The following is a 25419-nucleotide window of genomic DNA, read 5'->3' on the forward strand; positions in this document are numbered from 1 at the left end:
CAATGTCATGCGTCCAGCGCGCGTTCGATATCCGCGGCCAACGCTTCGGGCTTGGTGGTCGGCGCATAACGCTCCAACACCGTGCCGTCGCGGCCGATCAGAAATTTGGTGAAATTCCACTTGATCGCTTCGGATCCGAGCACGCCGCGCTGTTCGTGCTTGAGCCATTGCCATAGCGGATGCGCACCGCTGCCGTTGACCTCGATTTTTTCCGCCAGCGGAAAGTCCACCGCATAGTCGAGCGAGCAGAATTGACGGATCTGCGCCGCATCGCCCGGCTCCTGATGCCCGAACTGATCGCACGGGAATCCGATCACCACCAGCCCACGCTCGCGATAGCGTTGCCATAAAGCCTGCAAACCGGCGTACTGCGGCGTAAAACCGCATTTGGATGCCACATTCACCACCAGCAGCACCTTGCCGGCGTAGTCGCGCATCGTCTGCGTGCGACCCTCAAGGTCAGTGAATTCAAACGTGGAGAGATCGCTCATGCCGGGCTCGGTTGTTCACAGGGACGCCAGCGTAGCGCAGCTGTCGGCGTGCAGCACTGCCGTCGTCCTGCATGCTCGGCAGCCGTACCCATTGCCGCCGGCTATACGGTCGCGCTCGCCCCTTCGCTCAACGACATTCGCCAATTGGCCGCACTGTGACCTTGCCGCCATGCCTTTTGTCACACGCCTGTCCCGCCTGGCTGGGTTAGCCTCCGCGGCTCGCACTTTGGAGCAACGCTCTTGACCACCCGTCTCGCTTTTGCCCTGGCCGCTTCCCTGGGACTCGCCATGCCGTCCTACAGCATCGCCGCACCCGCCGCCACGCAGGCCGCCACCCAAGCCAACCCCTTCTTTGCCGACAGCACGCTGCCGCTGCACTACCCGCAGTTCGACAAGATCAAGGACAGCGATTTCGCACCTGCCTTCGATGCCGGCATGGCCGAGCAATTGAAGGAAGTGGAAAAGATCGCAAATCAAAAAGCCAAGCCGAGCTTCGACAACACCATCGTCGCGCTGGAAAAGAGCGGCGCCACGCTCGACCGCGCCACCACGGTGTTCTTCAATCTGGTGGGCGCAGACACCAACGACGCACGCAAGAAGCTGCAGGCCGACTACTCGGCCAAGTTTGCAGCGCACCGCGATGCGATTTCGCTCAACGGCAAGCTGTTCGTGCGTATCCAGTCCTTGTACGACCAACGCGCCAAGCTGGGGCTGGACGCGCAAGGCGTGCGCCTGGTCGAGAAGTACTACAGCGACTTCGTGCGTGACGGCGCCAAGCTCTCCGACGCCGACAAGACCACGCTCAAGGCGATGAACGCCGAGCTGGCGAACCTAGGTACCACCTTCAGCCAGAACGTGCTGGCCGAAGTGAATGCCGCCGCAGTCGTTGTCGATGACGTCAAGCAGTTGGATGGTTTGTCGGAGGAGCAGATTGCCGCTGCCGCCGAAGCCGCCAAGGCACGCAAGCTCGACGGCAAATACGTCATCGCGCTGCTCAATACCACCGGCCAACCGCCGCTGACCCAGCTGAAGAATCGCGAGCTGCGCAAGAAGATCTACGACGCCTCGGTATCGCGCGGCAGCCACGGCGGCCAGTACGACAACACCGCGCTGGTGGCGCGCATCATGAAGCTGCGTGCCGACAAGGCCAAGCTGCTCGGCTTCCCGACATACGCGGCGTATTCGCTGGAAAACCAGACCGCCAAGACGCCTGAAGCGGTCAACGCGATGCTGGGCAAACTGGCACCGGCCGCAGTGGCCAACGCCAAGCGCGAAGCAGCCGATCTGCAGGCGATGATCGACAAGGAACAGAAAGCCGCTCGCAAGCCGACCTTCAAACTCGAAGCCTGGGATTGGGCGTACTACAGCGAGAAGGTGCGCCAGGCCAAGTACAACTTCGACGAATCGCAGCTCAAGCCGTACTTCGAGTTGAAGAACGTGCTTGAAAACGGCGTGTTTTATGCGGCCAATCAGGAATACGGCCTGACCTTCAAGCAGCGTACCGACCTGCCGACCTACCGCGACGACATCACCGTCTACGACGTGTTTGATGCCGACGGCAAGCAGCTGGCGATCTTCATCGCCGACATGTATGCGCGCGAATCCAAGCGCGGTGGCGCATGGATGAACTCGTACGTCTCGCAGTCGGAGCTGACCGGTTTCAAACCAGTGGTGGCCAATCACCTCAACATTCCCAAGCCGCCGGTTGGCCAGCCGACGCTGCTGACCTGGGATGAAGTCACCACCATGTTCCATGAGTTCGGGCACGCACTGCATGGCATGTTCTCCGACGTCAAATACCCGTATTTCTCCGGCACCAGCGTGCCGCGCGACTTCGTCGAGTTCCCCTCGCAGGTCAACGAAATGTGGGCTGACGAGCCGTCCATTCTGAAGAACTACGCCAAGCATTATCAGAACGGCTCACCGATGCCGCAGTCATTGTTGGACAAGGTGATTGCCGCGTCCAAGTTCAATCAAGGCTTTGCCACCACCGAGTATCTGGGTGCGGCAATGCTGGATCAGAACTGGCATCAGGTTAGCGCCAACCAAGTGCCCGACGCCGCTGGCGTGATGGCATTCGAAGCCAAGGCGCTGCAGCAGGACGGCATTGCCTATGCACCGGTGCCGCCGCGCTACAAGACCCCGTATTTCAGCCACATCATGGGCGGTTACGCGGCGGGCTATTACGCTTACATCTGGTCGGAAGTGCTGGACGCCAATACCCAGCAGTGGTTCAAGCAACACGGCGGCCTGAGCCGCGCCAATGGCGATCGTTTTCGCAATACGCTGCTCTCGCGCGGTGGTAGCGTGGATGCGATGGAGCTATTCCAGAACTTCGCCGGGCATGCGCCGCAGATCGAGCCACTGCTCGAAAAGCGTGGCCTGACCGAGACAGCGGAAACGCCAAAACGCTAAGCGCATTATCGCGGGTGATGACGCATTGTTCGCTGGCCCGCTATCAACCCGTGCGCTCTCTCCCGCCTGTGGGAGAGGGCTGCACACAATGCTTGCGTGTAGATGCCACCCATCGCATGCAGTGCACCGCCCCAGCATTCCCAGACCGCGTTTGATCGCAGAGTTTGCCGAAACGATCTTCTGCTACGCATGGAAGGCACCCGAAGTGCGGACAACAGCGACTCCCGCAGTGATGCGCTGATGCGGCATGTCGGCATGGCAGGCATGGATGCCGGACTGCCATCGGCGCAGGTGCAATTGACACGCCCAGTGCGTTCACTCAATGGCATGTCGATCATTGACGCTCTACACAAACAACAACGGCGCCCGGTGATCCGGACGCCGTTGAACTTCTCTGCACTCACTAGCGCGCATCTATTCGCGCGGATGCATCAGGTCAGGTCACTGCCCCTGGCCCGAGGCGCTGGCATCGACGCCAGCACCAACCGAACCGCTGGCATTGCCCTGGCCATTCCCGCCCTGCACAGCACCGGACCCGTATGCGCCGGCCCCGCCCGACACCCGTGCCGACGACGGGCTCAGGTTGGCGTTAGCGGTGTGCGATGCGCTGCCGCCAGCTGCGCCACTGCCGCTCAGCGCCGGAGTACTTAGCGTGCCGGCACGACTGGAGGCAGCGGCTCCTTGCACCGTCTGCATGCCCGCCGACCCGGTCGCAGCGGCGGCGGTCTGCGCGCTGCCCACCGCACGGTTCGCGCCGCTACGTGCCATCTGCGCGGTGTTACGCGCTGTCGCTACTCCACTGGCTGCTGTGGTCTCGGTCATGGTCTTCGCACCCATGGCGGCATCGCCGGCCGCATCCTTCGTCGCCGAGGCGGCGGCGGCACCGCGCGCGGCGGTGCGCTGCGCTGCGCCACGCACATGCCGCGACTGCGCATCGATCGCGCGCTGCCCGTGTTCGAGCGTAGACCCTGCGTCCAGGGTGCCCGCGCCGCCCACGTTACCGCCAAGCGTCGCACCGCCCACCCCACCGACCGTGCCACCCACCGCCCCGGTGAGTCCACCGGCACCGCCGAGCGCCTGCGCGCCAGCCAGGCCGGGGCCCAGCGCCAACACCGCAACCATCACCGTACTGGAGATCAAGGTCTTGTTCTTCATCGCTATCTCCTCCGCTGCCGCAGACAATCTGCGGCCTCACCCAAGCATACGAACCGAACGCAAGCGTTCATACCGCCGTGACCGTACGTAGACAGGAAGCATTCACCGCCCCGGCGCCCGCTGCAGTGGGAGCTCTTCGCCCAGCACACCGTAGCCGTACACCGTGTCTACGCCGCTGACCCCAAAGCCGCGGCTGCGCCAGGGATTGCGCCGCGATCCGCGCCACCAACGGCGCAGCGAGAGAGGTGCCGCGCTGCCGTTTCCACTGCGCTTGCGGCGCGGCAGCAATGACGTCGCCGACCGCGGCAAAGGCCACCTGAGAACCGCGCCCGGCCTCTGGCAGGACACGCAGCCGCGTGTCGACTGCGGTCACGCCGATCACACCGGGATAGGAGGCCGGATACAGCGGCGGAGCCGCCGGTCCATCATTGCCGACAGCCGCCACCAGCACATGACCGCGTGCCACGAGTGCTGCCACCGCACGTTCCAGCAGCCGGTTCGGTGCGCCGACCAGGCTGATATCGATCACCGCAACATCTTGCAGCGCCATCCAGGCCCACGCAGCGACCAGTTCGACCGCTGCACCGTCGCTGGATTTCCCGCAATACAGATCGGCCGCATATAAGGTGCGCGCGATGGGACCATGCGTGACCGCGCGTCCGGCCAACAGCGATGCCACCGCAATGCCGTGGAGCTGAGCGGGCGCCTCTCCGTCACACCCCCAGCGCCGGACCTGCACACCGGCCAGCGCAGGATGCGCCGCGTCGACACCGCTATCGATCAGTCCCACCCGAAACCTTGCCGCTGCATCGGCCTGAGCTGGAACCGGGGGCGCCTGTGCAGCAGACGCCGCGCCGGCCAGGGACTCGCTATAGAGATGGTTGTAGACATATTCGCCCTACGGGTCGAGCTGGCGCAGCCGCTGCATCGCCTGTTGCGTTGCCAGACCCGGCGGTGCGCGCAACACCACCACGCGCAACCCAAGCGCATCGAAGCCGCGTTGTTCTGCGACGACGAAACCCGCGGTCTGCGCTGTCTGCAAGGCCGCTGGACTCGGCGCCAACGCCACGATCTGACCACGCATCACGATCGCGCCATCGGCATCGCGATCCAGATCGCGCGGCTGCGCACGCACAAGCGCATCCAGGCGCAGCCTGCGCAACTGCCGCAAATCGCCCTGCGCTTGCTGCACCACGCGATCCGGCGCAGCCGACAGCGGTGGTACGGCTTGCGTCACGTCATTCGCCAGGCCCCCGACAGAGGGCAACGCAAGTTGCGCCGACACCGGCTGGCCGAAGGCCAGTATTGCAAGCCAGCACCAGCGCATTGCCCGGATTCTTGCGATCGCCTACCCCACCATGGTTGTTGTTGCACGCCATGCCACACTAATCACGCCTCGCAGACGCACCGTGCACGCCTTGCAGCGTGCGCGGAAGAACACCACTTCGCCAGACGTATAGCGGATGAACGAGCTTGATCCTGTGGCAACCGTCAGCGACGGCATCTGTGCACTGCTACCGCGACTTAGACGCTTCGCATGCGCCATTGCCGGTCATCCGGCCGATGCCGATGATCTGCTGCGAGTGGCGATCGAACGCGCGTTGCGTCATTACGCGCAGTGGCGACCGGAAACGCCGCTGCAATATTGGCTGTTTGGCATCATCCGTCATGCATGGCTCGATGAAGTTCGCGCGCAGCGGCGCAGACGCCAGCTGTTCGTCAGCGCCGCAGAAGGAGAAGGAGAACAGGTCGGCGACAGTCCGATGGAGCGCCAGCAGGAGTGGATAGCGGTACCGGCGGCAATGGCCCAGTTGCCCGACGAGCAAAGGTGGCGCGATCGCCTTGGTGTTGATCGAGGGATTGTCGTATCGGGACGCTGCGGCGGTCCTGGAGATCCCGATCGGCACCGTGACCAGTCGCCTGGCACGCGGCCGCGACGCGCTACAAGCGTTATTAGCGGAAAATCGTGAAGGCCATCAACGAATCCACTCTGCAGGCCTACGCAGACGGCGCGTTGACACCCGACCAGGCCCGACGCGTCGAAGCCGCGCTCGCGGCAGATCCGCAGCGGGCTGCGGACGTGCGCCAGTTGCAGCAGGTCAAAGCGCGACTACGTAACGGCTATGCATCGGTGCTCGAGGAACCCATCCCGGCGCACTTGCTGGATGCGGCACGACAACGCCCGCCGGCATCGCCGCAGAGCGCTGTCATCACGGGCGCCGCCCAGATTCAAGCGCAGACGCCGGCAACGCGGCGGCACGCAACGCAGCGTTGGGCCGTACCCAGTTCGATCGCGGCCGCGCTGCTGATTGGCCTCTGGCTCTGGCAACGCCAGCCGCCGCAGCCTGCGCCATCTGCCGTGCTGGCCGAGCAAGGGTACGATGCCAGCGCTGCACTTGCGCTGGCGCTGGACCGTCTTCCTTCCAGCGAGCAGCAGGGCAAGGTTCGCATGGGCCTGAGTTTTCGCGCGCGCGATAGACGCTATTGCCGCAGCTTTTCGCTGCAATCCAGCCACGCTGGATTAGCTTGTCGTCAGGGTGAGCGTTGGCGCATCGAACTGGTTTCGCCACTGCAGCCGCAGGGCAACAACAGCGAGTTGCGCATGGCCTCCAGCACACTGCCGACAGCCTTATTGGATGCCATCGACGGCCAGGCCCTCAACGCCGAAGGCGAGCGCAATGCGCGCAACCATCACTGGCGTTAACCCGCGCGCCGAATGCACTCCGGCGCTGGCGTGTAGCGCACCGGCCCTCGACCGCGAACCGCACGACAATGTTCGCACCGTCCGGCAGTGCTCATTCGGAGATCGCGTCTACACCATCAAGCATCTTCTTCAACAGCTTCTCCAAACGCACTTGCTCGGCCTCGCTCATGCTGGCCGTTTCTGCATTCACCAACGTGCAGACATCGGGCAACAGGCTTTCGATCAAGGCCAACCCCGCAGGCAGCATGGTCAATACGATTTTGCGTCGATCGTCCGGGCTACCCGAACGCGTAATCATCCCCTTTTCGCACAGCTGATCGGTGAGCCGGGTAATGTTGGCTGGTTTTTCGCTGGCGGCTTCGGCTACCTCGGTCGGCGTAATCGCTTGCGCAGGTGTGCCGTAAAGCATCATCAGAATCTCGTATTCCGGCGGACTGATGCCATACGGCTTGAGCAGCGTGCAGCCCTGCGTATGCAGTCGCTTGTAGAGATGCTTGATCAGTCTCACCAGCATTGCCGGCTCCCGCGGGAACGCCGGATAACGCACGCAGGTATGGTCCACGCGACTTGCGGTTGGATCGAAACTACTCATATCACCCGTCGGATTGCATTACTGAATGGCCCAGCCATTCAATCACATCATGCTCAGCGCAACACCTCAGCGAGCGAAGAGATGTACATATTCCGGTGCGACCCAAGGCAATAACATGGTGGCAGCAACCTCTGCCGTTTGCGTGCCATCCGAGTATGGGCCCACGTGATATGGCGGAAACACGAACCTCACCGCAGTAATCTGCCCGCTCGCATCCAAGACCGGGACGAATTGCGCAAAATTATCCACTTGCGCTGAAGTACCTTCGGCAATCATGCGATCGGCCGATGCAACCTGCTCTGCCTGCTCTTCGACCGGCACGCGATCCGCTTGGACGCGCTGGGTCGCTGCAGCATGTAATTGCGCCGCCACCTCGCCACCGATCTTTTCCCAGCCTGCCGGGTCAGGAATCAGCGCCTGCGCGGTCAATTGCTTGCGCTCCTTGACCAACCAGACGAAGCGCGCCACCAGCGGCTCGGCATGCGCACCGCCAGTGTATCTACTGCCGTCGGCGGAAATCACGATCAGGTCAGGGGTCTGCAACATGGTCTCGAACGCCAGCGACAATTCATACGGCGCGGCCGGCTTGTCGTTGCCCAGGCCGGACACGGCCTGCATCAGCTCGGCGCGCGCATCCTGCGCATAGCCGCGAAGCAGCGCAGTGAGTTCCGGATACGCATCCAGCCCGTGCGGATAGCTGATGCCAATCATGTAGGCGGGCGCATGTTCGATCACATCTTGCAGCGGTCCGCTCTCTACGACGGTCGGCTCTGCAGGCGGTGCTGCCGCGGCCGCTGTATCGGCTGCAGGCTCGCTCGGCTCTGCGGTTGCTGGTTCGCGTTGCGTACACCCTGCCAACACGCCCAGCACCAACAAGCCCTGTACTGCCTTCACTCCAAACAACCGCCCCATTACCGCCCGCTCCCCTGATTCATAGTGTTACGAAAAGACGCGTTTGCTAGTCAAGCCAGCAGATCCTGAAATTGCGGATGTCGCCGCACATAAGCATCGGCATAACTGCAGGCCGGCACCACTTTCAAACCGCTTTGGCGTGCATAGTTCAGAGCAGCCTCGACCAACACTGCAGCGATACCGCGTCCGCCGATCGCGTCTGGCACCTGCGTGTGGGTGATGGTCATGATCTCACCCTCGCGGCGATACGCCAGCTCGGCGCGATGTCCATCGGTGTCTATGGTGAAACGCTGCTGGGCCAGATCGTGTTCTGCGTGCACTGTCGACGCCTCTTTCATTGTCTGCGCCAAGCAGGCAGTGGTCATCAGTGTGACTAGCGCGATGCCGCGCCTGCGTGAAAGTGAATCGATGCTGTGATCGGCCGCGCAGCTTGCAGAAGGCGCCCTCAAGTTCGTTCGGAAGGCGCCGATAGCTGACCCGAAGGCAATCGCTGCAATCGCTCTGCGGAAGCCGCCAACGTCTTCGCCTATCTAAGAAGGAGCCACCGCATGAACCACGATTCGGCCGGACACAGCGCAGACAGCGACAGCTCGTTGCTGGAAAACTTGTTCCAGTTCGCCCTCAAAGGCGATACCCACAATCCGGATTTCACGCAGCTCAACGATACGGTGTACGAGCGCCTGCAGCAGGCCTACGGCGTGGCATCCAGCGCTGACAAGGAACGCAACGCGGCCTGAGTGGCGTCGTTGCGCGGTGGCGGTCTCGTCCGCTGCGCAGTCGTTGATCACATCAGCAAGCCGACGACGGCTGCAGACCGACGGCGTGCCTGAAACCGGAACAAAGCAGAGGTGCAGGCTAGTCAGGCATCGCTGCACCTGCCCCGTGACTGCGCGACCCTCTTGCAAGCCGCGGTCATCGCCAAGCCCCGCACCATCACGCATCGGGCCCGGCTCTGCGTTGTCAAACCCGCTCGTTATCCGCTTCCCGCAACGGCCCCGTCCGTTCGAACCTGCTGCCGTCGAGCGCCACATTGCGCTTGCTGCAACTACGGTTCGCGCCAAGCGACGCCTCAGAAACATCCGCTATCAACAGACGACTGCAGGTAGGCCGGCGGCCTTACACCAGCGCGACCGCCTTACCAGCCCCGCTCACCCGAAGCGCGGATTGGACAGCTGCTCCAAAAACACCTGCCACACGCGCGGCTCCATGATCAGCATGAACATCACGCCGAACGCGGCGCCGGCCAGATGCGCACTGTGGTTGATGCGGTCGCCGCCACGGCGATCCATCCACAGGCTGTAGCCCACATAGAACACCGCATAGAGGATCGCCGGCGCCGGAATGAATAGCACCAGGATGATCGTCCATGGCTGCAGCAGGATGAAGGCGAACAACACCGCCGAGACCGCGCCGGACGCACCCAGACTGAGGTAATTCGGATTCTTCTGATTCTTCAGGTAGCTCGGCAGGATCGAGACCACCAGTGCAGCAAGATAGAACAACGGATAGGTCAGCACGCTGCCGGTGAGCTCGGCCATCACGTTCTCGATCACCCGGCCGAAGAAAAACAGCGTCACCATGTTGAAGACCAGGTGTCCCAGGTCGGCATGGATAAAGCCGTAGGTCACCAGGCGGTCGTACTGCTTGTGCTTGTCCACCGCCGGCGGCCACAGGATCAGCCGGTCGCTCAACTTGCGGTTGTTGAACGCCATCCACGAGACGATGCCGGTGATGGCGATCAGGATCAGGGTAATCATGCAGACCTCAGGCAGTACGGTAATTGTCGACCATGCGATACCGGCGCGCATACAGGCCGAAGGCCAGTGCCGCCAGGAATGCAAACGCCGCGAAGAAGAACATCAAAAATGCCGCTTCGCTGAGCCCAGTATCGGCGATATGCGCGGTCACCGTCTCATTGCGCACCGCCACGTTCGATAACAACACCCACAGGTTGCCGACAGTGGTGGTGAGATACCAGAAACTCATCACCACGCCCTTCATCGAGGGCGGCGCCTGGCTGTAGGCAAACTCAATGCCGGTGGCCGACACCAGCACCTCGCCAAAGGTGAGCAGCGCATACGGCAGGATCTGCCAAGCGATGTGCATCGGCTCGCCGCCATCCATGACCACCTGGATCGCCCCCACCGCAATCCAGGCCACGCCACTGAAGGCGATGCCGCTGGTCATGCGGCGCAGCGGTGTCGGCTCCCAGCCGCCACGGCGTAGCAGCGGATACAGCACCAGGTTGTTGAAGGGAATCAGCAGCATTACCAGCAGCGGATTGAGCGCCTGCATCTGCGAGGCGGTGAACCAGGCCGGCATGGTCATCTCGCGCCCCTGCAGCACCCAGGTCGACGCCTTCTGGTCGAACAATGAGAAGAACGGCGTCACCAGCGCAAAGATCACCAGCACCCGTAACAGTGCGCGCACGCCTTCCACCGCAACGACCGGATGCGTGCCGCGGGCACGCTCCAGCTGCCACCAGGTGCCGCCGCCGATGCCGGCCAACAACAACACCAGCGCGATGCACAGGCACACCACGATGCCCAATTGCTCGACAAGCGCCAACCCAGCCAGCGCCAGTAGCACCGAAGCGACTGCCAGCATCAGGCCAGGACGGCCCTGCCCCGGCGCATGCGCCAGCAATGCAGTACGCACCACCGCGCCGAAGCCATGCGGATCCTTCGGCGGCAGCGGCACCAGCACATAGCGCTTGCGCCCCAACCAAAACACCAGGGTGGCCACGAACATCAGGATGCCGGGAATACCGAATGCCCAGGCCGGGCCAAGATTCTTCAGCGCCAGCGGAATCAGTAGCGAGGCGAACAACGAGCCGAAATTGATGATCCAGTAAAAGGCGTCGAACACCACCTTGGCCAAGTGCTTGTTGGACTGGTCGAACTGGTCGCCCATGAACGAGGCCACCAGCGGTTTGATCCCACCTGCGCCCAGCGCAATCAGGCCGAGGCCGACGAAGAACCCGTCGCGGCTGCCTTCGAACAACGCAAGACAGGCATGCCCGGCGCAATAAATCAGACTGAACCACAGAATGGTGTTGTATTTGCCGAAAAAGCGGTCGGCCAGCCAGCCGCCCAGCAGCGGGAAGAAATACACCCCAATCATGAAACTGTGCAGGATGTGCTTAGCCTCGGCTTCGCGCCCGGGGCCGCTGATTTCCTGCAGCAACAGCGAGGTGATCAGGAACTGCACCAGGATATTGCGCATGCCGTAGAAGCTGAAACGCTCGCAGGCTTCGTTGCCGATGATGAAAGGAATCTGGCGCGGCAGCCGCGCGCCGGCAGTAACGCCTGGCGAGATGGAGGTGGTCAAAGGCAGTCCGGCGATGCTGAAAACAAGCCCTATCCTACCGGCGCGCACCCGCCGGCCGCCATTGCTCGCCCGAGCCGCCGTGCGCGACGCTGGGCGGGTGCAGATGGCGATGTTCCTCCAGGCAATCGCAATATCCTGTGGTTACCCGCCATCTTGATGGCATCACCATTGCGCCGAATTCGCGCTGCCTACACCTGTTTCCACCTCGCTCGCGTGGCAATGGGCATAACTTGTCGCGCCCGCTTGAGATCCGCGTGCTGCACGGGTCGCAGTGACACCATGACGCAGTGCAGATTGGCCTTGCACGCTGGCTCGGCTACATTGCAAACGTTTTCCTGGAACACTGGACCGCTGGATGCCCCGCTTCACCCGCCTGGCCCTGAGCCTGTTGCTACTGACTTCCGCCCCTGCCGCCCTGGCTGCCGCGCCGCTGACCACGCAGGCAGAGCGCAGCGGTTTCGTGCAGACCGGGCGCTACGACGAAGTCATCGCGCTGTGCGATGGGTTTGCGCAGCGCTATCCTCAGGCGGTGCGCTGCATCCAGTTCGGTACCACCCCGGAAGGGCGGCCGATGAAGGCCTTGGTCGCCTCCACCAGTGGCGCGCTCGACGCGCAATCGGCAACGCAGCGCAAACTGCCGGTGGTGCTGATCCAGGGCGGCATCCATGCCGGCGAGATCGATGGCAAGGACGCGGGCTTTCTGGCGCTGAGCGAGTTGCTCGACGGCAAGACCGGCAACGGTGTGCTCGACAAGGTCGTGTGGGTGTTTGTGCCGGTGTTCAACGTGGATGGGCATGAGCGCTTCGGTGCCTGGAACCGCCCCAACCAGCGTGGCCCCGAACAGATGGGCTGGCGTACCACCGCGCAGAACCTCAATCTCAACCGCGATTACGTCAAGGCCGATGCGCCGGAAATGCAGGCGATGCTGCAACTGGTGCAACAGTGGGACCCGCTGATGTACGTTGACCTGCACGTCACCGATGGTGCCAAGTTCGAGCACGATGTCTCGGTGCAGGTGGAACCGGTGCATGCCGGCGATGCGACCCTGCAGCGCGATGGCACCCGCTGGCGCGACGCAGTGCTTGCCGACCTGAAAAAACAGGGCTCGCTGCCGCTGCCGTATTACCCGTCCTTCGTGCACGAAGACGACCCCAGCTCCGGCTTTGCCGACGATGTGCCGCCGCCGCGTTTCTCGCACGGCTATTTCCTGCTGCGCAATCGCTTCGGCATGTTGGTGGAGACGCATTCGTGGAAGGATTACCCCACGCGCGTGCGGGTCACCCGCAATGCCATTGTCTCGGTGCTGCAGCAGGCCGCACGCCATGGCACCCAGTGGCGTGCCGATGCAGTGGCTGCCGATCAACGCGCCAGGCACCTGGCTGGCACGTCCGAGCCGCTGAGCTTTGCGGCCGGCCCGGACGCGCGCACGGTCGCGTTTCGTGGCTACGCGTATACGCGCACGCCGTCGCCGATTTCCGGCGCGCTGATGACGCACTACGACGAGAGCAAGCCGCAAATCTGGAAAGTACCGCTGCGCGACCAGATCAAGCCCGATGTGGTGGTGGATGCGCCGCGCGGCGGCTATCTGATACCCGCTGCGCAAGCCGCCTTGGTTGGCGAAAAACTGCGCCTGCATGGCCTAGCGTTTCAGACGATCAACACTGCAGCCGAGCACCCGGTACAAAGCTTCCGCGCCGATCCCGTCAAGTTCGCGGCGCGCTCCAACGAAAGCCATCAGGCCGTCGAACTCAGCGGGCAATGGCGCGATGAAACTCGCGCAGTGCCGGCTGGCTCCTTGTTCGTGCCGATCGCGCAACCCAAGGCGCGTCTGGTGATGGCGATACTGGAACCGCAGGCACCGGATTCGCTGCTGCAATGGGGCTTTTTCAACACCGCGTTCGAGCGCAAGGAATACATGGAAGCCTACGTCGCCGAAGACGTGGCGCGCGACATGCTTGCGCACGATGCCGCATTGAAGGTGCAATTCGAACAGCGCATTGCCAGTGACTCGGACTTTGCCAAAAACCCGCAGGCACGCCTGGAATTTTTCGCCAAGCGCCACGCATCGTGGGATGAGCGCTACCAGCTCTACCCGGTACTCCGCACCGCGCAGACCGACTTCTAACCGCCCCGCCGATTCCGGCATGCGGCTGCGCGGCACCGTCGCGCGTCGCCGATTCGGGCACTTCAGTGCCCGCCACGATTTGTCATGACCCAGCACTACAAGGACACCCCGTGCCACAGCTCGATATGAAAACGTTTACAGCCCGCGAAAACCGCCCTCGCCCCTTGGTTCTTGCGGTCGTCATGGGGCTTGGCATCGCCCTGTCTGCACCATTGGCAGTCGCGCAAGGCGCACCGTCTTCGCAGCCGTGGATGGACACCGCGTTGACTGCAGATCAACGCGCCGACCGCTTGCTGGCGCAACTGACCGAAGACGAAAAATTCCAGATGCTGCGCAGCTATTTCGGCCTGGGCACCGACAAGATTCCCAAGCCCGAAGGCGCGCTGGGTTCGGCTGGCTATGTGCCCGGTATTGCGCGCTTGGGCATCCCCGCGCAGCAGCTGGCCGACGCGGGCGTGGGCGTGACCAACCCCGGCGGCATCCGCAAGGGCGATTACGCCACCGCGATGCCGTCGGGCCCATCCACCGCATCGAGCTGGAACCGCCAACTGGCGTATGCCGGTGGCAAGACCATGGGCCGCGAATCCTGGCAACAGGGCTTCAACGTGTTGCTCGCCGGCAGCGTCAATCTGCAGCGCGACCCGCGTAACGGGCGCAATTTCGAATACGCCGGTGAAGATCCGTTACTGGCCGGCAGCATGGTCGGCGAATCGATTCGCGGCGTGCAAAGCGAACATGTGCTATCGACGATGAAGCACTTCGCCCTCAACGACATGGAAACGCGGCGCAACTTCCACAGCGCGCAGATCGGCGAGCAGGCGATGCACGAATCCGACCTGCTGGCTTTCGAGATCGCACTGAAGATCGGCGACCCGGCCTCGGTGATGTGTTCGTACAACAAGATCAATGGCGTCTACGGTTGCGAGCACGATTACCTGCTCAACCAGGTGCTCAAGCAGGAATGGAAATACCCCGGGTACGTGATGTCCGATTGGGGCGGCGTGCACAGCGGCTCCAAGGCAGCCTTGGCGGGACTGGATCAACAATCGGCCGGCGAAGTGTTCGATGCGGCGGTGTTCTTCGATGCGCCGTTGCGCATGGCAGTGTCTGCCGGCGTGGTGCCGCGCGCGCGCTTCGATGACATGGTCAAGCGCATCTTGCGCAGCCTGTTCGCGCATGGCGCCTTCGATTACCCGACCCAGCGCCAGCCCATCGATGGCAAGGCCGGTCTGTTGGCTGCGCAACATGTAGCCGAAGAAGGCAGCGTCTTGCTGCGCAACGAGCAGGCCATGTTGCCGTTGTCCAAGGACGTGCGCCGCATCGCCGTGATCGGCGGCTACGCCGACAAGGGCGTGATGTCCGGGGGCGGCTCCTCGCGCGTGGACTACACCATCAACGGCGGCAACGCGGTGCCCGGCATCACCCCGACCACCTGGCCTGGCCCGGTGATCATCCATCCGTCCTCGCCGCTGCAGGCATTGCGTGCTGCCTTGCCGAACGCGCAGATCGATTACGTGGACGGCAAGGACCACGCCGCTGCCGCACGCGCCGCCAAGGCGGCCGATGTGGCGATAGTGTTCGCCACCCAATGGGCGGCCGAATCGGTGGACCTGCCGGACATGCGCTTGCCCGATAACCAGGACGCACTGATCGACGCGGTGGCCAAGGCCAACCCCAAGACCAGCGTGGTGCTGGAAACCAACGGACCGGTGCGCATGCCGTGGGCCGAACGCGTGCCGGCGGTGTTGCAAGCGTGGTACCCGGGCATTGGTGGCGGTGAGGCGATTGCCAACCTGCTGACCGGCGCGGTCAATCCTTCCGGCCATCTGCCGGTGACCTGGCCGGTGGACGAATCGCAGCTGCCGCGCCCATCGATTCCCGGCCTGGGCTTCAAGCCGGCCAAGCCGGGCGAAGACACAATCGACTACGCCATCGAAGGCGCCAATGTCGGCTACAAGTGGTTCGCCGCGCGCAAGCTGACCCCGCGTTATCCGTTCGGCCATGGCCTGTCGTACACGCAGTTCCGCATGGGTGGGCTGCGGGTGGAGGCGAACGGCAGCCAGCTCACCGCCAGCTTCGAAGTGGAAAACATCGGTCGGCGCGAAGGTGCTGCCGTGCCGCAGCTCTACGTCACCCTGCCCGACGGCCACGCCACCCCGCTGCGTCTGATTGGCTGGCAGAAGCTCACGCTCAAGCCGGGCGAAAAGCGCAGCCTGCAAGTGATTGCAGAGCCCAAGACGCTGGCCGACTTCGACGCCAATGCACGTCGCTGGACGATTGCGGCGGGCACCTACCGCGTGCAACTGGCGCGCTCGGCGAGCGAACCGGTGCAGAGCGCGGAGGTCACTTTGCGGGCGGCACAGTTGCCGTAAGCGCACGCAGCGCACGCACTGACATGTGCGTGCGCCAGCTCGGGTTGGTCCGCTTGCCATGCGGCGCACGTCGCCACGAAAAAATGCGCAGGATGCGTTGACAGTCTTGCGCGCAGCTTGCACAATTCGCCCCCTGAGTCGCCCAGGTGGCGGAATTGGTAGACGCACTAGCTTCAGGTGCTAGCGGGGGCAACTTCGTGGAGGTTCGAGTCCTCTCCTGGGCACCACGACTCACGGTAGATCGTAAAAAACCTCGCTTCGGCGGGTTTTTTGCGTTTTAGCGGTTGTCTGATAGATGGCTCGCTGTCGTCACTCTCGTTTGACGACGACGCCCCAAAGCCGGCGAGCGCCAAGCGGCTCCGCGTCAGCGCACAACGCACTGGTCGCGACTTGCAGACAGTGCGGAGCTTCAGCGTGATCCAGCCCCTACCGTGCGACGCAGTGACTTTCGACACGCGTGGCTGGTCGTCACCACAGGTGCGTTGACGGCGCGAGTCTAGCAGCCCCTCAACAGGGGGCTCAGTGGCCCCCGGCCGCCGCTGCACCACCCGCACCCGCGCCGAACGGCGGTTTGGCCAGCCACAGCAAGAAGATGATCGCCAGGAAGATCCAACCAAGCAGATAGAAGATGTCGTTGAAGCCCATCTGCGAGGCTTGGTGGTTGATGCTGTTGTTGAGGAAGGCGGCGCCGCGTTGCAGGTCGCCCTGCCCCATCGCGGCGACCTGCTCCTGCATGCCGGGCGTATAGACCGAAATGTGCTCGGTGATATGCGCATGGTGCACCTGGGTGCGGCGTGCCCACAGATATGTGGTCAACGACGCAGCGAAGCTGCCGCCCAGTGTCCGCAGGAAGGTAGCCAGACCGGAACCTGCCGCGATTTCGCGCCCATCCAGATCCGACAGCAGGATCTGCAGCACCGGCATGAAGAACAACGCTACGCCTACGCCCATCACCAGCTGGATAGTCGCCACATGGCTGAAGTCCACCTGCAGGTTGAAATTGGAGCGGAAGAAGCAGGTGAACGACATGAAGATAAAGGCGATGGTGGCCAGCATGCGCAGGTCGAAGCGCAGCGCATATTTGCCTACGAACGGCGTCATCAGCACCGGCAGGATGCCGATCGGTGCGGTGGCAAGGCCGGCCCAGATCGCGGTGTAGCCCATGTCGCGTTGCAGCCATTGCGGGATCAGCAAGCTCACGCTGAAGAACGCGGCATACGCCACCACCATTGCCAAGGTGCCGGCGCGGAAATTGCGATGCCGGAACAGCTTGAGATCGACGACGGGGTCTTTGTCGGTCAGCTCCCAGATCACGAACACCACCAGCGCCACCGCAGCGATGCAGGCCAGCACCACGATCTTGTCGGAAGAGAACCAGTCTTCGTCATTGCCCAGGTCCAGCACCAGCTGCAGTGCGCCCACACCGACCACCAGCAGGATCAGGCCGATGTAATCCATGCGCGGTTTTTCGAGCTGTTCGGGGCGATGCCGCAACTGCGAACCCACGATACTGCTGGCGATGATGCCCAGCGGCACGTTGATCAAGAAGATCCATTCCCAGCTGTAGTTGTCGGTGATCCAGCCACCGAGAATTGGTCCGGCGATTGGCGCCACCACGGTAATCATCGCCAGCAACGCCAGCGCCTGCCCGCGTTTTTCGCGTGGATAGATCGACACCAGCAGACTCTGGGTGATGGGATACATCGGCCCGGCAACAAAGCCCTGCAACGCACGCGCCACCACCAGCATGCCCATGCTTTGGGCAAGACCGCACAGCAGCGAGGCAATGGTGAATGCCAGCGTGGACCACACGAACAATTTGGTTTCGCCGAAGCGCCGACTCAACCAGCCGGTCAACGGCAACGCGATCGCGGTACTGACCGCGAACGAAGTGATGACCCAGGTGGCCTGCTGCGAACTGGCGCCGAGATTGCCAGCGATGGTGGGCAGCGAGACGTTGGCGATGGTGGTGTCCAGCACCTGCATGAACGAGGCCATGGCCAGGCCAACAGTGCACCACGCCACGCTGGCCGGGCGAAATCCGGCAGCGGGCGCCGCCGGACCGCCGGGCGCGGTGGAAGCTTGCGAAGACATGGTGGCTTAGCCCGCCTTGCCGGCAGCCTGCGACGGCAGGTTGTCCTGGATGATGCGTTGGATGTCGGCGTCAGCGGCCTTGAGCTGCTGCGCATACACCTCGGTGGAGAACACCGCGCCATTGGCCAGCTTGGTGGGCAACACGCTGCCCTGTTGATCGTGCAGATTGACCTCGACCTTCATCGACAACCCAATCCGCAGCGGATTGCTGGCCAGCTGCTTGCTGTCCACCGCAATGCGCACCGGCACGCGCTGCACGATCTTGATCCAGTTGCCGCTGGCGTTTTGCGCCGGCAACAGCGAGAACGCGCTGCCGGTGCCCAGGCCCAGGCTTTCGATACGGCCGGTGTAGTTGACGCCGCCGCCGTACAGATCCGAATGCAGCTCCACTTCCTGGCCCAGGCGCATGTGCTTGAGCTGGGTTTCCTTGAAGTTGGCTTCCACCCACACCTGCTCCAGCGGCACCACGGCCATCAGCACGCTGCCCGGCTGCACACGCTGGCCAACTTGCGCCGAGCGCCGTGCGACATAACCCGACACCGGCGCGACCACGCCGGTGCGCGCATGATTCAAATACGCCTGACGCAGCTGCGCGGCAGCGGTCTGCACGTCCGGCTGGTTGGCCACCGCACTGTCGTCCACCAACGCACGGTTACGCTCGAAGCTCTCGCGCGAGCCGCTCACCGCCGCTTCGGCCGCAGCCAATTCGTCGCGGGCGTGTGCCAGTTCTTCGTTGGAGATCGCGCCGGTGGCAGCCAGATTCTTGCGCCGTGCGAAGTCAGAGCGCGCACTGCGCAGCGTGACTTCGCGTGCCGACAATTCGGCCTGCGCGCTTTCCACGCTGCGATACAGACCGCGTACCTGACGCACGGTCTTGGCGAGGTTGGCTTCGGCCTGCTGCACGGCGACCTCGGTGTCGGCCGGGTCCAGCTGCCCCAGCAACTGGCCGCGCTCCACGCGCATGCCGTCTTCGGCACCGATGCTGACCACAGTGCCGCCCACCATCGGGGTGATCTGCACCTGGTTGCCCTGCACATATGCGTCGTCGGTGTCTTCGTGCCAACGGCCGACCAGGAAGTACCACACCACCAGGCCGATGATCGCCAGGATCACCACAATGGCCACGATGCGCAGCGCAGCACGGCGCTTGTTGGGCGCGGCGGGTGCGGGTTGAGGAGAAGTTGAAGTCGTCTGGCTCATCGTCGATGTCTCAGGAATTCGGTTGTACGGAAGTGGGCGCGGTGTGTGCGGTATCGCGTGCGGGCTCCGGCGTGAATCCGCCGCCCAGCGCACGCTGCAACCTCACCGAGGCCAGGAGTTGTTGCGACTGCAGCCCGGCCATGCGTTGGCGTGCGACGAGCAGCTGCTCCTGCACGCTGAGCACTTCCAGATAGCTGCCAATGCCGGCACGGTAGCGCTGCTGGGCCAGATCGAAGGCCTCCGTTGCGGTCTGCACCGCGTCGTTCTGCGCCTGCGCGCGTTGCTCCAGCGAGCGCACGGCGGTGACCTGGTCGGCCACTTCGCGCAGCGCAGCGATCACTTTCTGGTTGTAGTCGGCCACGGCCAGGTCGTACTGCGCGTCGCTGCCGGCCAGATTGGCGCGCAGCTTGCCGCCGTCGAAGATCGGCAGACTCAGCGCCGGCGCGACCAGACCGAACACCGAGCCGCTTTCCAGCAACTTGCCGACATCCGGGTTGATCACACCGCCCAACGCAGTGAGGTTGAGGCTGGGATAAAAGCGCGTCTTGGCGACCGCGATGTCCTTGTCGGCCGCCTCCACGCGCCAGCGCGCGGCGACCACGTCGGGGCGACGGCCAAGCAGATCGGCCGGCAGCATGCTCGGCAACTGGGCGGCGATGCCCGCGCCCAATACCGGGCGAGCAATGTCCAAGCCGCGATCCGGGCCCTGCCCGACCAACGCCGCCAGCGCGGTGCGGGCTTCGTCGATCTGCTGCTGCGCGGACTGCACCTGCTGCTGCGCAGCCGGCACACGCGCTTGCGCCTGACGCACCTGCAACTCGCTGTCGATGCCGGCGCTGCGGCGTTGCCGGGTCAGCTCCAGCAGTTTCTGCGCGCGGTTTAATTCATCGTTGGCCAGATCATGCAGGCTCCACGCGTAAGCGAGCTGCGCGTAGCCTTCGGCGATTGCTGACGAAAGATTCAATCGCGCCGCATGCGCATCCACTTCGGCCGCATGCGCCTGATCGACCGCAGCTTCCCACGCACTCCGCTTGCCGCCCCACAGATCGACGCCGTAGCGGAAATCCAACGCGAGCTGCGCACTGCCGCCGTACTTGCCACCGAGTTCTTCGCCGACCATGGATTCGGGCAGCTGCAGGCCGGTGTAGCCACCGGACACCGACAAGCTGGGGCCGCGATTGGCCTGCGCAGTGTCGATACGGGCCTGCGCCTGATGCAAGCGCGCATCGGCCGCAGCCAGACTGGGGCTGTGTTGCAGGCCTTCGGCGATCAGCGCGTCCAGCTGCGCATCGCCCAGCGCACGCCACCAATCGCTGGCCGGCCATGCGGCAGGGCTCAGCGTGGTCTGCTGCGACAGGGTGCGTTCGGCGTGCAGCGTGCCGGGGTCCAGCACGGCGCCTTGCGGAGTGAGGCCACGGCTGCTGGCACAGGCGGCCAACGCCAGCGCCAGGGCAGTGATAACGAACGGCCGCGCCAGGCGCATCGAGCGCGAGCGCAGCGTATGGGTCGGGGAACTAGCAGCGTTCATGAGTTGAGTGCATCGCGGACACGGATAAGAAGTGAGGTAAGAAGTTCGCGCTCGGGCGCAGACAGATCGCGCAGGCCGTGCTCGATGGCGCGTTCGCCGCGCAAGCGCAGCCGCTCCCAGAGCGCCACGCCCTGTTCGGTCATGACGATCTGCAGTGCGCGCCGGTCCTGCGCATGCGGCTCGCGCCGCACCGCGCCCAGCGCTTCAAGCTTGTCGAGCAGGCGGGTCACCGCGCTCGGGGTCTGGTCCAGTGCCAGCGCCAATTCGTTGGCTGTACACGGCGAGCGCACTGCCAGGATCTTCAGGCCCACGTAGTGGCTGAAGCCAAAATCGGGCAGTTCGCCCTTCATCTCGGCATCGAGCTGGCGCATCAGCGCATCACGCACCTGACGCAGCAACAGGCCAAACGACGGCGCAGCGGTAGATGAAACATTCATGCAGTACATTTTGTTACATAAAATATATTTGTCAAAGCAATTATCCCACAAGGGATTAAACCGCCTGCAAGGATCGCCACCTTAATCGGCCAGCGGACTGGCTCGGTAATACAATTCGGCCAATGAGTATCGAAAACCCGCCAACCCAGATCGACGCACTGCCGCCTGGCGTACGCGCCAGCTTCGAAAAAGCCGATGGCCCGGTGCTGATCGCGTTTCTGGCAGAGCTGCGCGAGGTCTGGGCGCCGGAAACCGCCTGGCACGCGCATGTCCGCGGCCAGCTGATGTATGTGGAACACGGCGTCTTGACCGTGCACACCGAGCAGGGGACCTTGTCGTTGCCGCCGGGCTGCGCCGGCTGGATGCCGCCCGGCCGACAGCACACCGTGGAACTGGCCGGGCCGCTGCGTGGCTGGGGCGTGGTGGTGCGCCCGGATGCCTGCAGCGCCTTGCCAGCGCAAGGCGGGGTGATCCGACTCACCGGACTGGCCCGCGAGGCCATCATGCGGGCCGCCGACTGGCCACTGGATCAGCCGCTGGGCGCCGCCCAGCAACGCCTGGCCGCAGTGTTGCTGGACGAGCTATGTCAGGTGCAGATCGACTACCTGCACCTGGCAATGCCGGCCGACCGCCGGCTGCTGCGAATCGCCCGCCAGCTGCTCGACACCCCAGCCGACCCGCGTTCGCTGGAGCAATGGGCCGACTGGGGCGGACTTTCGCCGCGCAGCCTGAGCCGGCATTTCCGCGACGAGACCGGCCTGAGTTTTGCGCAGTGGCGACAGCAGGCCCGGCTGACCGAAGGCCTTCGGCGGCTGAGTCAGGGCAACGCAGTGGCACAGGTGGCCGACCAGCTCGGCTACAGCAGCCCCAGCGCCTTCGTCAGCGTCTTCCACCGCCATTTCGGCGCCCCGCCTGCCCGTTATTTAGCCAACCCCCATGCGCGCGGCTTGGCATCCCCCGCCGCATCCGGATAATCGGCGCTCTTCGAGTCCGCGCCCCGGTGCGGTTCCTCTTCACGCAGGACCTGGCTTTACATGACCGATCTGACCCGCCCCACCTTCCATGGCTTCGAACAGCTGCCACTGCGCGAGTACGCCGAACGCGCCTATCTCGATTATTCGATGTACGTGGTGCTCGACCGCGCCCTGCCGTTCCTGGGCGACGGCCTGAAGCCGGTGCAGCGGCGCATCATCTTCGCCATGAGCGAGCTCGGCCTGAATGCGGCCGCCAAGCCGAAGAAATCCGCGCGCACCGTGGGCGATGTGATCGGCAAGTACCACCCGCATGGCGACAGCGCCTGCTATGAAGCGTTGGTGCTGATGGCGCAGCCGTTCTCGTACCGTTACCCGCTGATCGAAGGCCAGGGCAACTTCGGCTCCACCGACGATCCCAAGTCGTTCGCGGCGATGCGCTACACCGAATCCAAGCTGACCCCGATCGCCGAAGTGCTGCTGGGCGAAATCAGCCAGGGCACCACCGACTGGGCGCCCAACTTCGACGGCACCCTGGAAGAGCCCACCTGGCTGCCGGCACGCCTGCCGCACCTGTTGCTCAACGGCACCACCGGCATTGCCGTGGGCATGGCCACCGACGTGCCGCCGCACAACCTCAACGAGATGGTCAGCGCGCTGCTGCGGCTGCTCGACAACCCCGATGCCACCGTCGCCGAACTGTGCGAACACGTGCTGGGCCCGGACTACCCGACCACCGCCGAAATCATCACCCCGGCGGCCGACCTGCGTGCGATCTACGAAACCGGCCACGGCAGCGTGCGCGCCCGCGCCACCTACAAGAAAGAACACGCCAACATCGTCATCGACGCGCTGCCGTACCAGGTGTCGCCGTCCAAGGTGATCGAGCAGATCGCCCAGCAGATGCGTGCCAAGAAGCTGCCGTGGCTGGAAGACATCCGCGACGAATCCGACCACACCAGCCCGGTGCGGGTGGTGCTGGTGCCGCGCTCCAATCGCGTCGATGCCGAACAGCTGATGGGCCACTTGTTCGTCACCACTGATCTTGAGCGCAGCTACCGCTGCAACCTCAACGTGATCGGCCTGGATGGTCGCCCGCAGGTCAAGAATCTGCGCCAGTTGCTGAGCGAATGGCTGACCTTCCGCAGCGACACCGTCACCCGCCGCCTCAACCATCGCCTGCAGAAGGTCGAGCGTCGTTTGCACCTGTTGGAAGGCTTGTTGATCGCCTTCCTCAACCTGGACGAAGTGATCCGCATCGTCCGCAGCGAAGACGAACCCAAGCCGGTGCTGATCTCGCGCTTTGCGCTGAGCGAGGAACAGGCCGAATACATCCTGGAAACCAAGCTGCGCCAACTGGCGCGCCTGGAAGAAATGAAGATCCGCGGCGAGCAGGAAGCACTCGCCAAGGAACGCGCACAGATCATGGCGATCCTGGAAAGCAAGACCAAGCTGAAGAAGCTGATCAAGGACGAGCTGATTGCCGACGCCAAGAAGTTCGGCGATGCGCGCCGTTCGCCGCTGGTGCAACGTGACGCCGCGCAGGCCATCGACGAAACCGAGATGGTCGCCAGCGAACCGATGACCGTGGTGCTGTCGGAAAAAGGCTGGGTGCGCGCCGCCAAGGGGCATGAAGTGGATCCGGCTGGCATGTCCTACCGCGATGGCGACGGCCTGCTGGCGGCGGTACGCAGCCGCAGCACGCACCAAGTGGCGTTCCTCGATTCGGAAGGCCGCGCCTATTCCACCGCCGTGCATACCTTGCCCTCGGCGCGTGGCAATGGCGAACCCTTGACCGGCCGCTTTTCGCCGGCTTCGGGCGCAGCGTTCCAGGTCATGGCCAGTGCCGACAATGCCACCCGGTTCGTGCTGGCGTCGTCGCACGGCTACGGCTTTGTCACCCGCTTTGAAAACCTCACTGGCCGCAACAAGGCCGGCAAGGCGATGCTCAATCTCACCGCCGGCTCGCACGTGCTGACGCCGGCGCAGGTGAGCAACCCGCAAACCGATCGCATTGTTGCGGTCACCAGCGCCGGCAATCTGCTTGCAGTGCCGGCCAGCGATGTGCCTGAGTTGGACAAGGGCAAAGGCAACAAGATCATCGAGATCCCCAAGGCCAAACTCGGTACCGAACGCGTGGTGGCAGTGGTCGCGGTAGCACCGGGCAACACGTTGCTGGTACGCAGCGGCGCACGCACCATGAGCCTGTCGTTCAAGGATCTGGACACGTATGTGGGTGCACGTGCAAGCCGTGGGTCGCTGTTGCCGCGAGGGTGGCAGAAGGTTGATGGATTAGAAGTGCAGTAAAGGCGATTCACTCGTCTGGCGCGCGGCGGCGCGGCTACAACTGCGGTCGCCTCAGGCTGCTGAGGCGCGGCAGAAGGTTGATGGATTGGAAGTGCAGTAAAAGCGATTCACTCATCTGGCGCGCGGCGGCGCGGCTACAACTGCGGTCGCCCCAGGCTGCTGAGGCGCGGCAGAAGGTTGATGGATTGGAAGTGCAGTAAAGGCGATTCACTCATCTGGCGCGCGGCGGCGCGGCTACAACTGCGGTCGCCTTAGGCTGCTGAGGCGCGGGAGTGCAGTAACGGTTGTTCGCCAGATCGGCGCGCGGCGGCGCGACCGGCATTTTTGCGCCTCAAGGCACCTGAGGCGCGCTCGTTGAGCCAGGAGGATGCATGCAGTATTCGAATGGGCATGAAGCGAAGTCAGGCGATCTGATTCAGATCGACACGCTGTCTCGCGGCAAGGTCATCGCCTGCATGGACACAGCTGATTACCTTCCGGAACAGGAAACCTGGGCATATCTCGGCGAGGGCATCATGGTCGATACGGATTTCTGCGGCCTAGTCCACTACACGCAAGAGTCTGCGGTTGCCGAGGAACTGATCCGTCTTCAACGGGGCACGTCTACCCTGCAAGGCAATTGAATCTCCACTCCTCCTGCGCAATGCGACCAAGTGCCTGAACACGTGTCGCGTTTTAGCAGATAAAAATTGCTGCAGCACCGGCATTGCGTCACCCGCTCTTCCAGGCGTAACAGCTGCAAGCGCTGAGCTCACCGCCAACGCTGAGCACTGCATCAGAACGCGC

23 protein-coding genes and 1 tRNA gene are annotated in these 25419 nt (G+C 63.7%); 11 read left to right on the plus strand and 13 right to left on the minus strand.

The window, feature by feature from the left end; genetic code table 11:
* Positions 1 to 5: 5 nt before the first annotated feature.
* Positions 6 to 491 (minus strand): glutathione peroxidase, encoded by a 486-nt coding sequence (locus NX05_RS06245; RefSeq protein WP_010380308.1) that lies wholly within the window; start codon positions 489 to 491, stop codon positions 6 to 8.
* A gap of 240 nt (positions 492 to 731) precedes the next feature.
* Between NX05_RS06245 and NX05_RS06250 the strand changes: the two genes are divergently transcribed.
* The gene (locus NX05_RS06250) at positions 732 to 2906 is read left to right on the plus strand and encodes a M3 family metallopeptidase (RefSeq protein WP_039433577.1); all 2175 of its coding nucleotides are present in this window, start codon (positions 732 to 734) and stop codon (positions 2904 to 2906) included.
* A gap of 441 nt (positions 2907 to 3347) precedes the next feature.
* Here the strand turns inward: NX05_RS06250 and NX05_RS06255 are convergent, their stop codons facing one another.
* The 3 genes from NX05_RS06255 to NX05_RS24760 form a co-directional block, all read right to left on the minus strand.
* Complete coding sequence (locus NX05_RS06255; RefSeq protein ID WP_039433574.1) at positions 3348 to 4061, minus strand: hypothetical protein; 714 nt, start codon at positions 4059 to 4061, stop codon at positions 3348 to 3350.
* A 67-nt stretch (positions 4062 to 4128) separates the two neighbouring features.
* Positions 4129 to 4851 carry a S8 family serine peptidase gene (locus tag NX05_RS06260; protein ID WP_039433571.1) on the minus strand — a complete coding sequence of 241 codons (723 nt, stop codon included), beginning with the start codon at positions 4849 to 4851 and terminating at the stop codon, positions 4129 to 4131.
* A 108-nt stretch (positions 4852 to 4959) separates the two neighbouring features.
* Entirely contained in the window at positions 4960 to 5298 is a 339-nt protein-coding gene (locus NX05_RS24760) for a hypothetical protein (protein ID WP_230597820.1), read from the minus strand.
* A gap of 226 nt (positions 5299 to 5524) precedes the next feature.
* On the opposite strand from NX05_RS24760, the gene NX05_RS21950 reads away from it, so the two are divergent.
* From NX05_RS21950 to NX05_RS06275, 3 genes are read left to right on the plus strand one after another with little or no spacing between them, the layout of a single operon-like run.
* Positions 5525 to 6031, plus strand: a complete 507-nt coding sequence (locus NX05_RS21950; protein WP_230597818.1) for an RNA polymerase sigma factor — start codon at positions 5525 to 5527, stop codon at positions 6029 to 6031.
* Complete coding sequence (locus tag NX05_RS24765; protein ID WP_249027750.1) at positions 5922 to 6179, plus strand: hypothetical protein; 258 nt, start codon at positions 5922 to 5924, stop codon at positions 6177 to 6179. The genes NX05_RS21950 and NX05_RS24765 overlap by 110 nt, the downstream gene beginning before the upstream one ends.
* Positions 6076 to 6765 (plus strand): anti-sigma factor family protein, encoded by a 690-nt coding sequence (locus NX05_RS06275; RefSeq protein ID WP_249027751.1) that lies wholly within the window; start codon positions 6076 to 6078, stop codon positions 6763 to 6765. The genes NX05_RS24765 and NX05_RS06275 overlap by 104 nt, the downstream gene beginning before the upstream one ends.
* Before the next feature lie 91 nt (positions 6766 to 6856).
* On the opposite strand, the gene NX05_RS06280 is transcribed toward NX05_RS06275, so the two are convergent.
* The 3 genes from NX05_RS06280 to NX05_RS06290 form a co-directional block, all read right to left on the minus strand.
* Positions 6857 to 7357: a MarR family winged helix-turn-helix transcriptional regulator gene (locus NX05_RS06280; RefSeq protein ID WP_010366256.1), complete on the minus strand. Its 501-nt coding sequence runs from the start codon at positions 7355 to 7357 to the stop codon at positions 6857 to 6859.
* Between the two features lie 66 nt (positions 7358 to 7423).
* Positions 7424 to 8269, minus strand: coding sequence for a DUF3298 and DUF4163 domain-containing protein (locus NX05_RS06285; protein WP_039433567.1), 846 nt, complete (start codon positions 8267 to 8269; stop codon positions 7424 to 7426).
* Positions 8270 to 8319: 50 nt separating this feature from the next.
* Positions 8320 to 8634: a GNAT family N-acetyltransferase gene (locus tag NX05_RS06290; protein WP_010366253.1), complete on the minus strand. Its 315-nt coding sequence runs from the start codon at positions 8632 to 8634 to the stop codon at positions 8320 to 8322.
* 183 nt (positions 8635 to 8817) lie between these two features.
* On the opposite strand from NX05_RS06290, the gene NX05_RS06295 reads away from it, so the two are divergent.
* Positions 8818 to 9006, plus strand: a complete 189-nt coding sequence (locus NX05_RS06295; protein ID WP_039433562.1) for a hypothetical protein — start codon at positions 8818 to 8820, stop codon at positions 9004 to 9006.
* A gap of 411 nt (positions 9007 to 9417) precedes the next feature.
* On the opposite strand, the gene NX05_RS06300 is transcribed toward NX05_RS06295, so the two are convergent.
* Positions 9418 to 10026 carry a rhomboid family intramembrane serine protease gene (locus tag NX05_RS06300; protein ID WP_017121837.1) on the minus strand — a complete coding sequence of 203 codons (609 nt, stop codon included), beginning with the start codon at positions 10024 to 10026 and terminating at the stop codon, positions 9418 to 9420.
* 7 nt (positions 10027 to 10033) lie between these two features.
* Positions 10034 to 11599, minus strand: coding sequence for a POT-type proton-dependent oligopeptide transporter (locus NX05_RS06305; protein ID WP_039433561.1), 1566 nt, complete (start codon positions 11597 to 11599; stop codon positions 10034 to 10036).
* A gap of 355 nt (positions 11600 to 11954) precedes the next feature.
* Between NX05_RS06305 and NX05_RS06310 the strand changes: the two genes are divergently transcribed.
* The 3 genes from NX05_RS06310 (at position 11955) to NX05_RS06320 (ending at position 16323) form a co-directional block, all read left to right on the plus strand.
* The gene (locus tag NX05_RS06310; protein WP_039433560.1) at positions 11955 to 13724 is read left to right on the plus strand and encodes a M14 family metallopeptidase; all 1770 of its coding nucleotides are present in this window, start codon (positions 11955 to 11957) and stop codon (positions 13722 to 13724) included.
* Positions 13725 to 13906: 182 nt separating this feature from the next.
* Entirely contained in the window at positions 13907 to 16096 is a 2190-nt protein-coding gene (locus tag NX05_RS06315) for a beta-glucosidase family protein (RefSeq protein ID WP_039433559.1), read from the plus strand.
* A 140-nt stretch (positions 16097 to 16236) separates the two neighbouring features.
* A tRNA-Leu gene (locus NX05_RS06320) sits at positions 16237 to 16323 on the plus strand.
* Between the two features lie 292 nt (positions 16324 to 16615).
* Here the strand turns inward: NX05_RS06320 and NX05_RS06325 are convergent.
* The 4 genes from NX05_RS06325 to NX05_RS06340 are packed head-to-tail and all read right to left on the minus strand — an operon-like array spanning position 16616 to position 21355.
* A complete protein-coding gene (locus NX05_RS06325; RefSeq protein WP_039433558.1) occupies positions 16616 to 18190 on the minus strand; it encodes a DHA2 family efflux MFS transporter permease subunit in 1575 nt (524 codons plus the stop codon).
* A gap of 6 nt (positions 18191 to 18196) precedes the next feature.
* Positions 18197 to 19390 (minus strand): HlyD/EmrA/EmrK family protein, encoded by a 1194-nt coding sequence (locus NX05_RS06330; protein ID WP_039433557.1) that lies wholly within the window; start codon positions 19388 to 19390, stop codon positions 18197 to 18199.
* Positions 19391 to 19400: 10 nt separating this feature from the next.
* Positions 19401 to 20918, minus strand: coding sequence for an AdeC/AdeK/OprM family multidrug efflux complex outer membrane factor (locus NX05_RS06335; protein WP_039433556.1), 1518 nt, complete (start codon positions 20916 to 20918; stop codon positions 19401 to 19403).
* Entirely contained in the window at positions 20915 to 21355 is a 441-nt protein-coding gene (locus tag NX05_RS06340) for a MarR family winged helix-turn-helix transcriptional regulator (protein WP_010366221.1), read from the minus strand. The genes NX05_RS06335 and NX05_RS06340 overlap by 4 nt, the downstream gene beginning before the upstream one ends.
* A 122-nt stretch (positions 21356 to 21477) precedes the next feature.
* Between NX05_RS06340 and NX05_RS06345 the strand changes: the two genes are divergently transcribed.
* The 3 genes from NX05_RS06345 to NX05_RS06355 all read left to right on the plus strand — a co-directional run bounded on the left by NX05_RS06345 (position 21478) and on the right by NX05_RS06355 (position 25256).
* Entirely contained in the window at positions 21478 to 22329 is an 852-nt protein-coding gene (locus tag NX05_RS06345) for an AraC family transcriptional regulator (protein WP_039433555.1), read from the plus strand.
* Positions 22330 to 22389: 60 nt separating this feature from the next.
* Complete coding sequence (parC, locus tag NX05_RS06350; protein WP_039433552.1) at positions 22390 to 24633, plus strand: DNA topoisomerase IV subunit A; 2244 nt, start codon at positions 22390 to 22392, stop codon at positions 24631 to 24633.
* 371 nt (positions 24634 to 25004) lie between these two features.
* A complete protein-coding gene (locus tag NX05_RS06355) occupies positions 25005 to 25256 on the plus strand; it encodes a hypothetical protein (RefSeq protein ID WP_039433550.1) in 252 nt (83 codons plus the stop codon).
* Positions 25257 to 25419: the final 163 nt, after the last annotated feature.

It is taken from the genome of Xanthomonas vasicola (genome assembly GCF_000772705.2).
Taxonomy (GTDB): domain Bacteria; phylum Pseudomonadota; class Gammaproteobacteria; order Xanthomonadales; family Xanthomonadaceae; genus Xanthomonas; species Xanthomonas vasicola.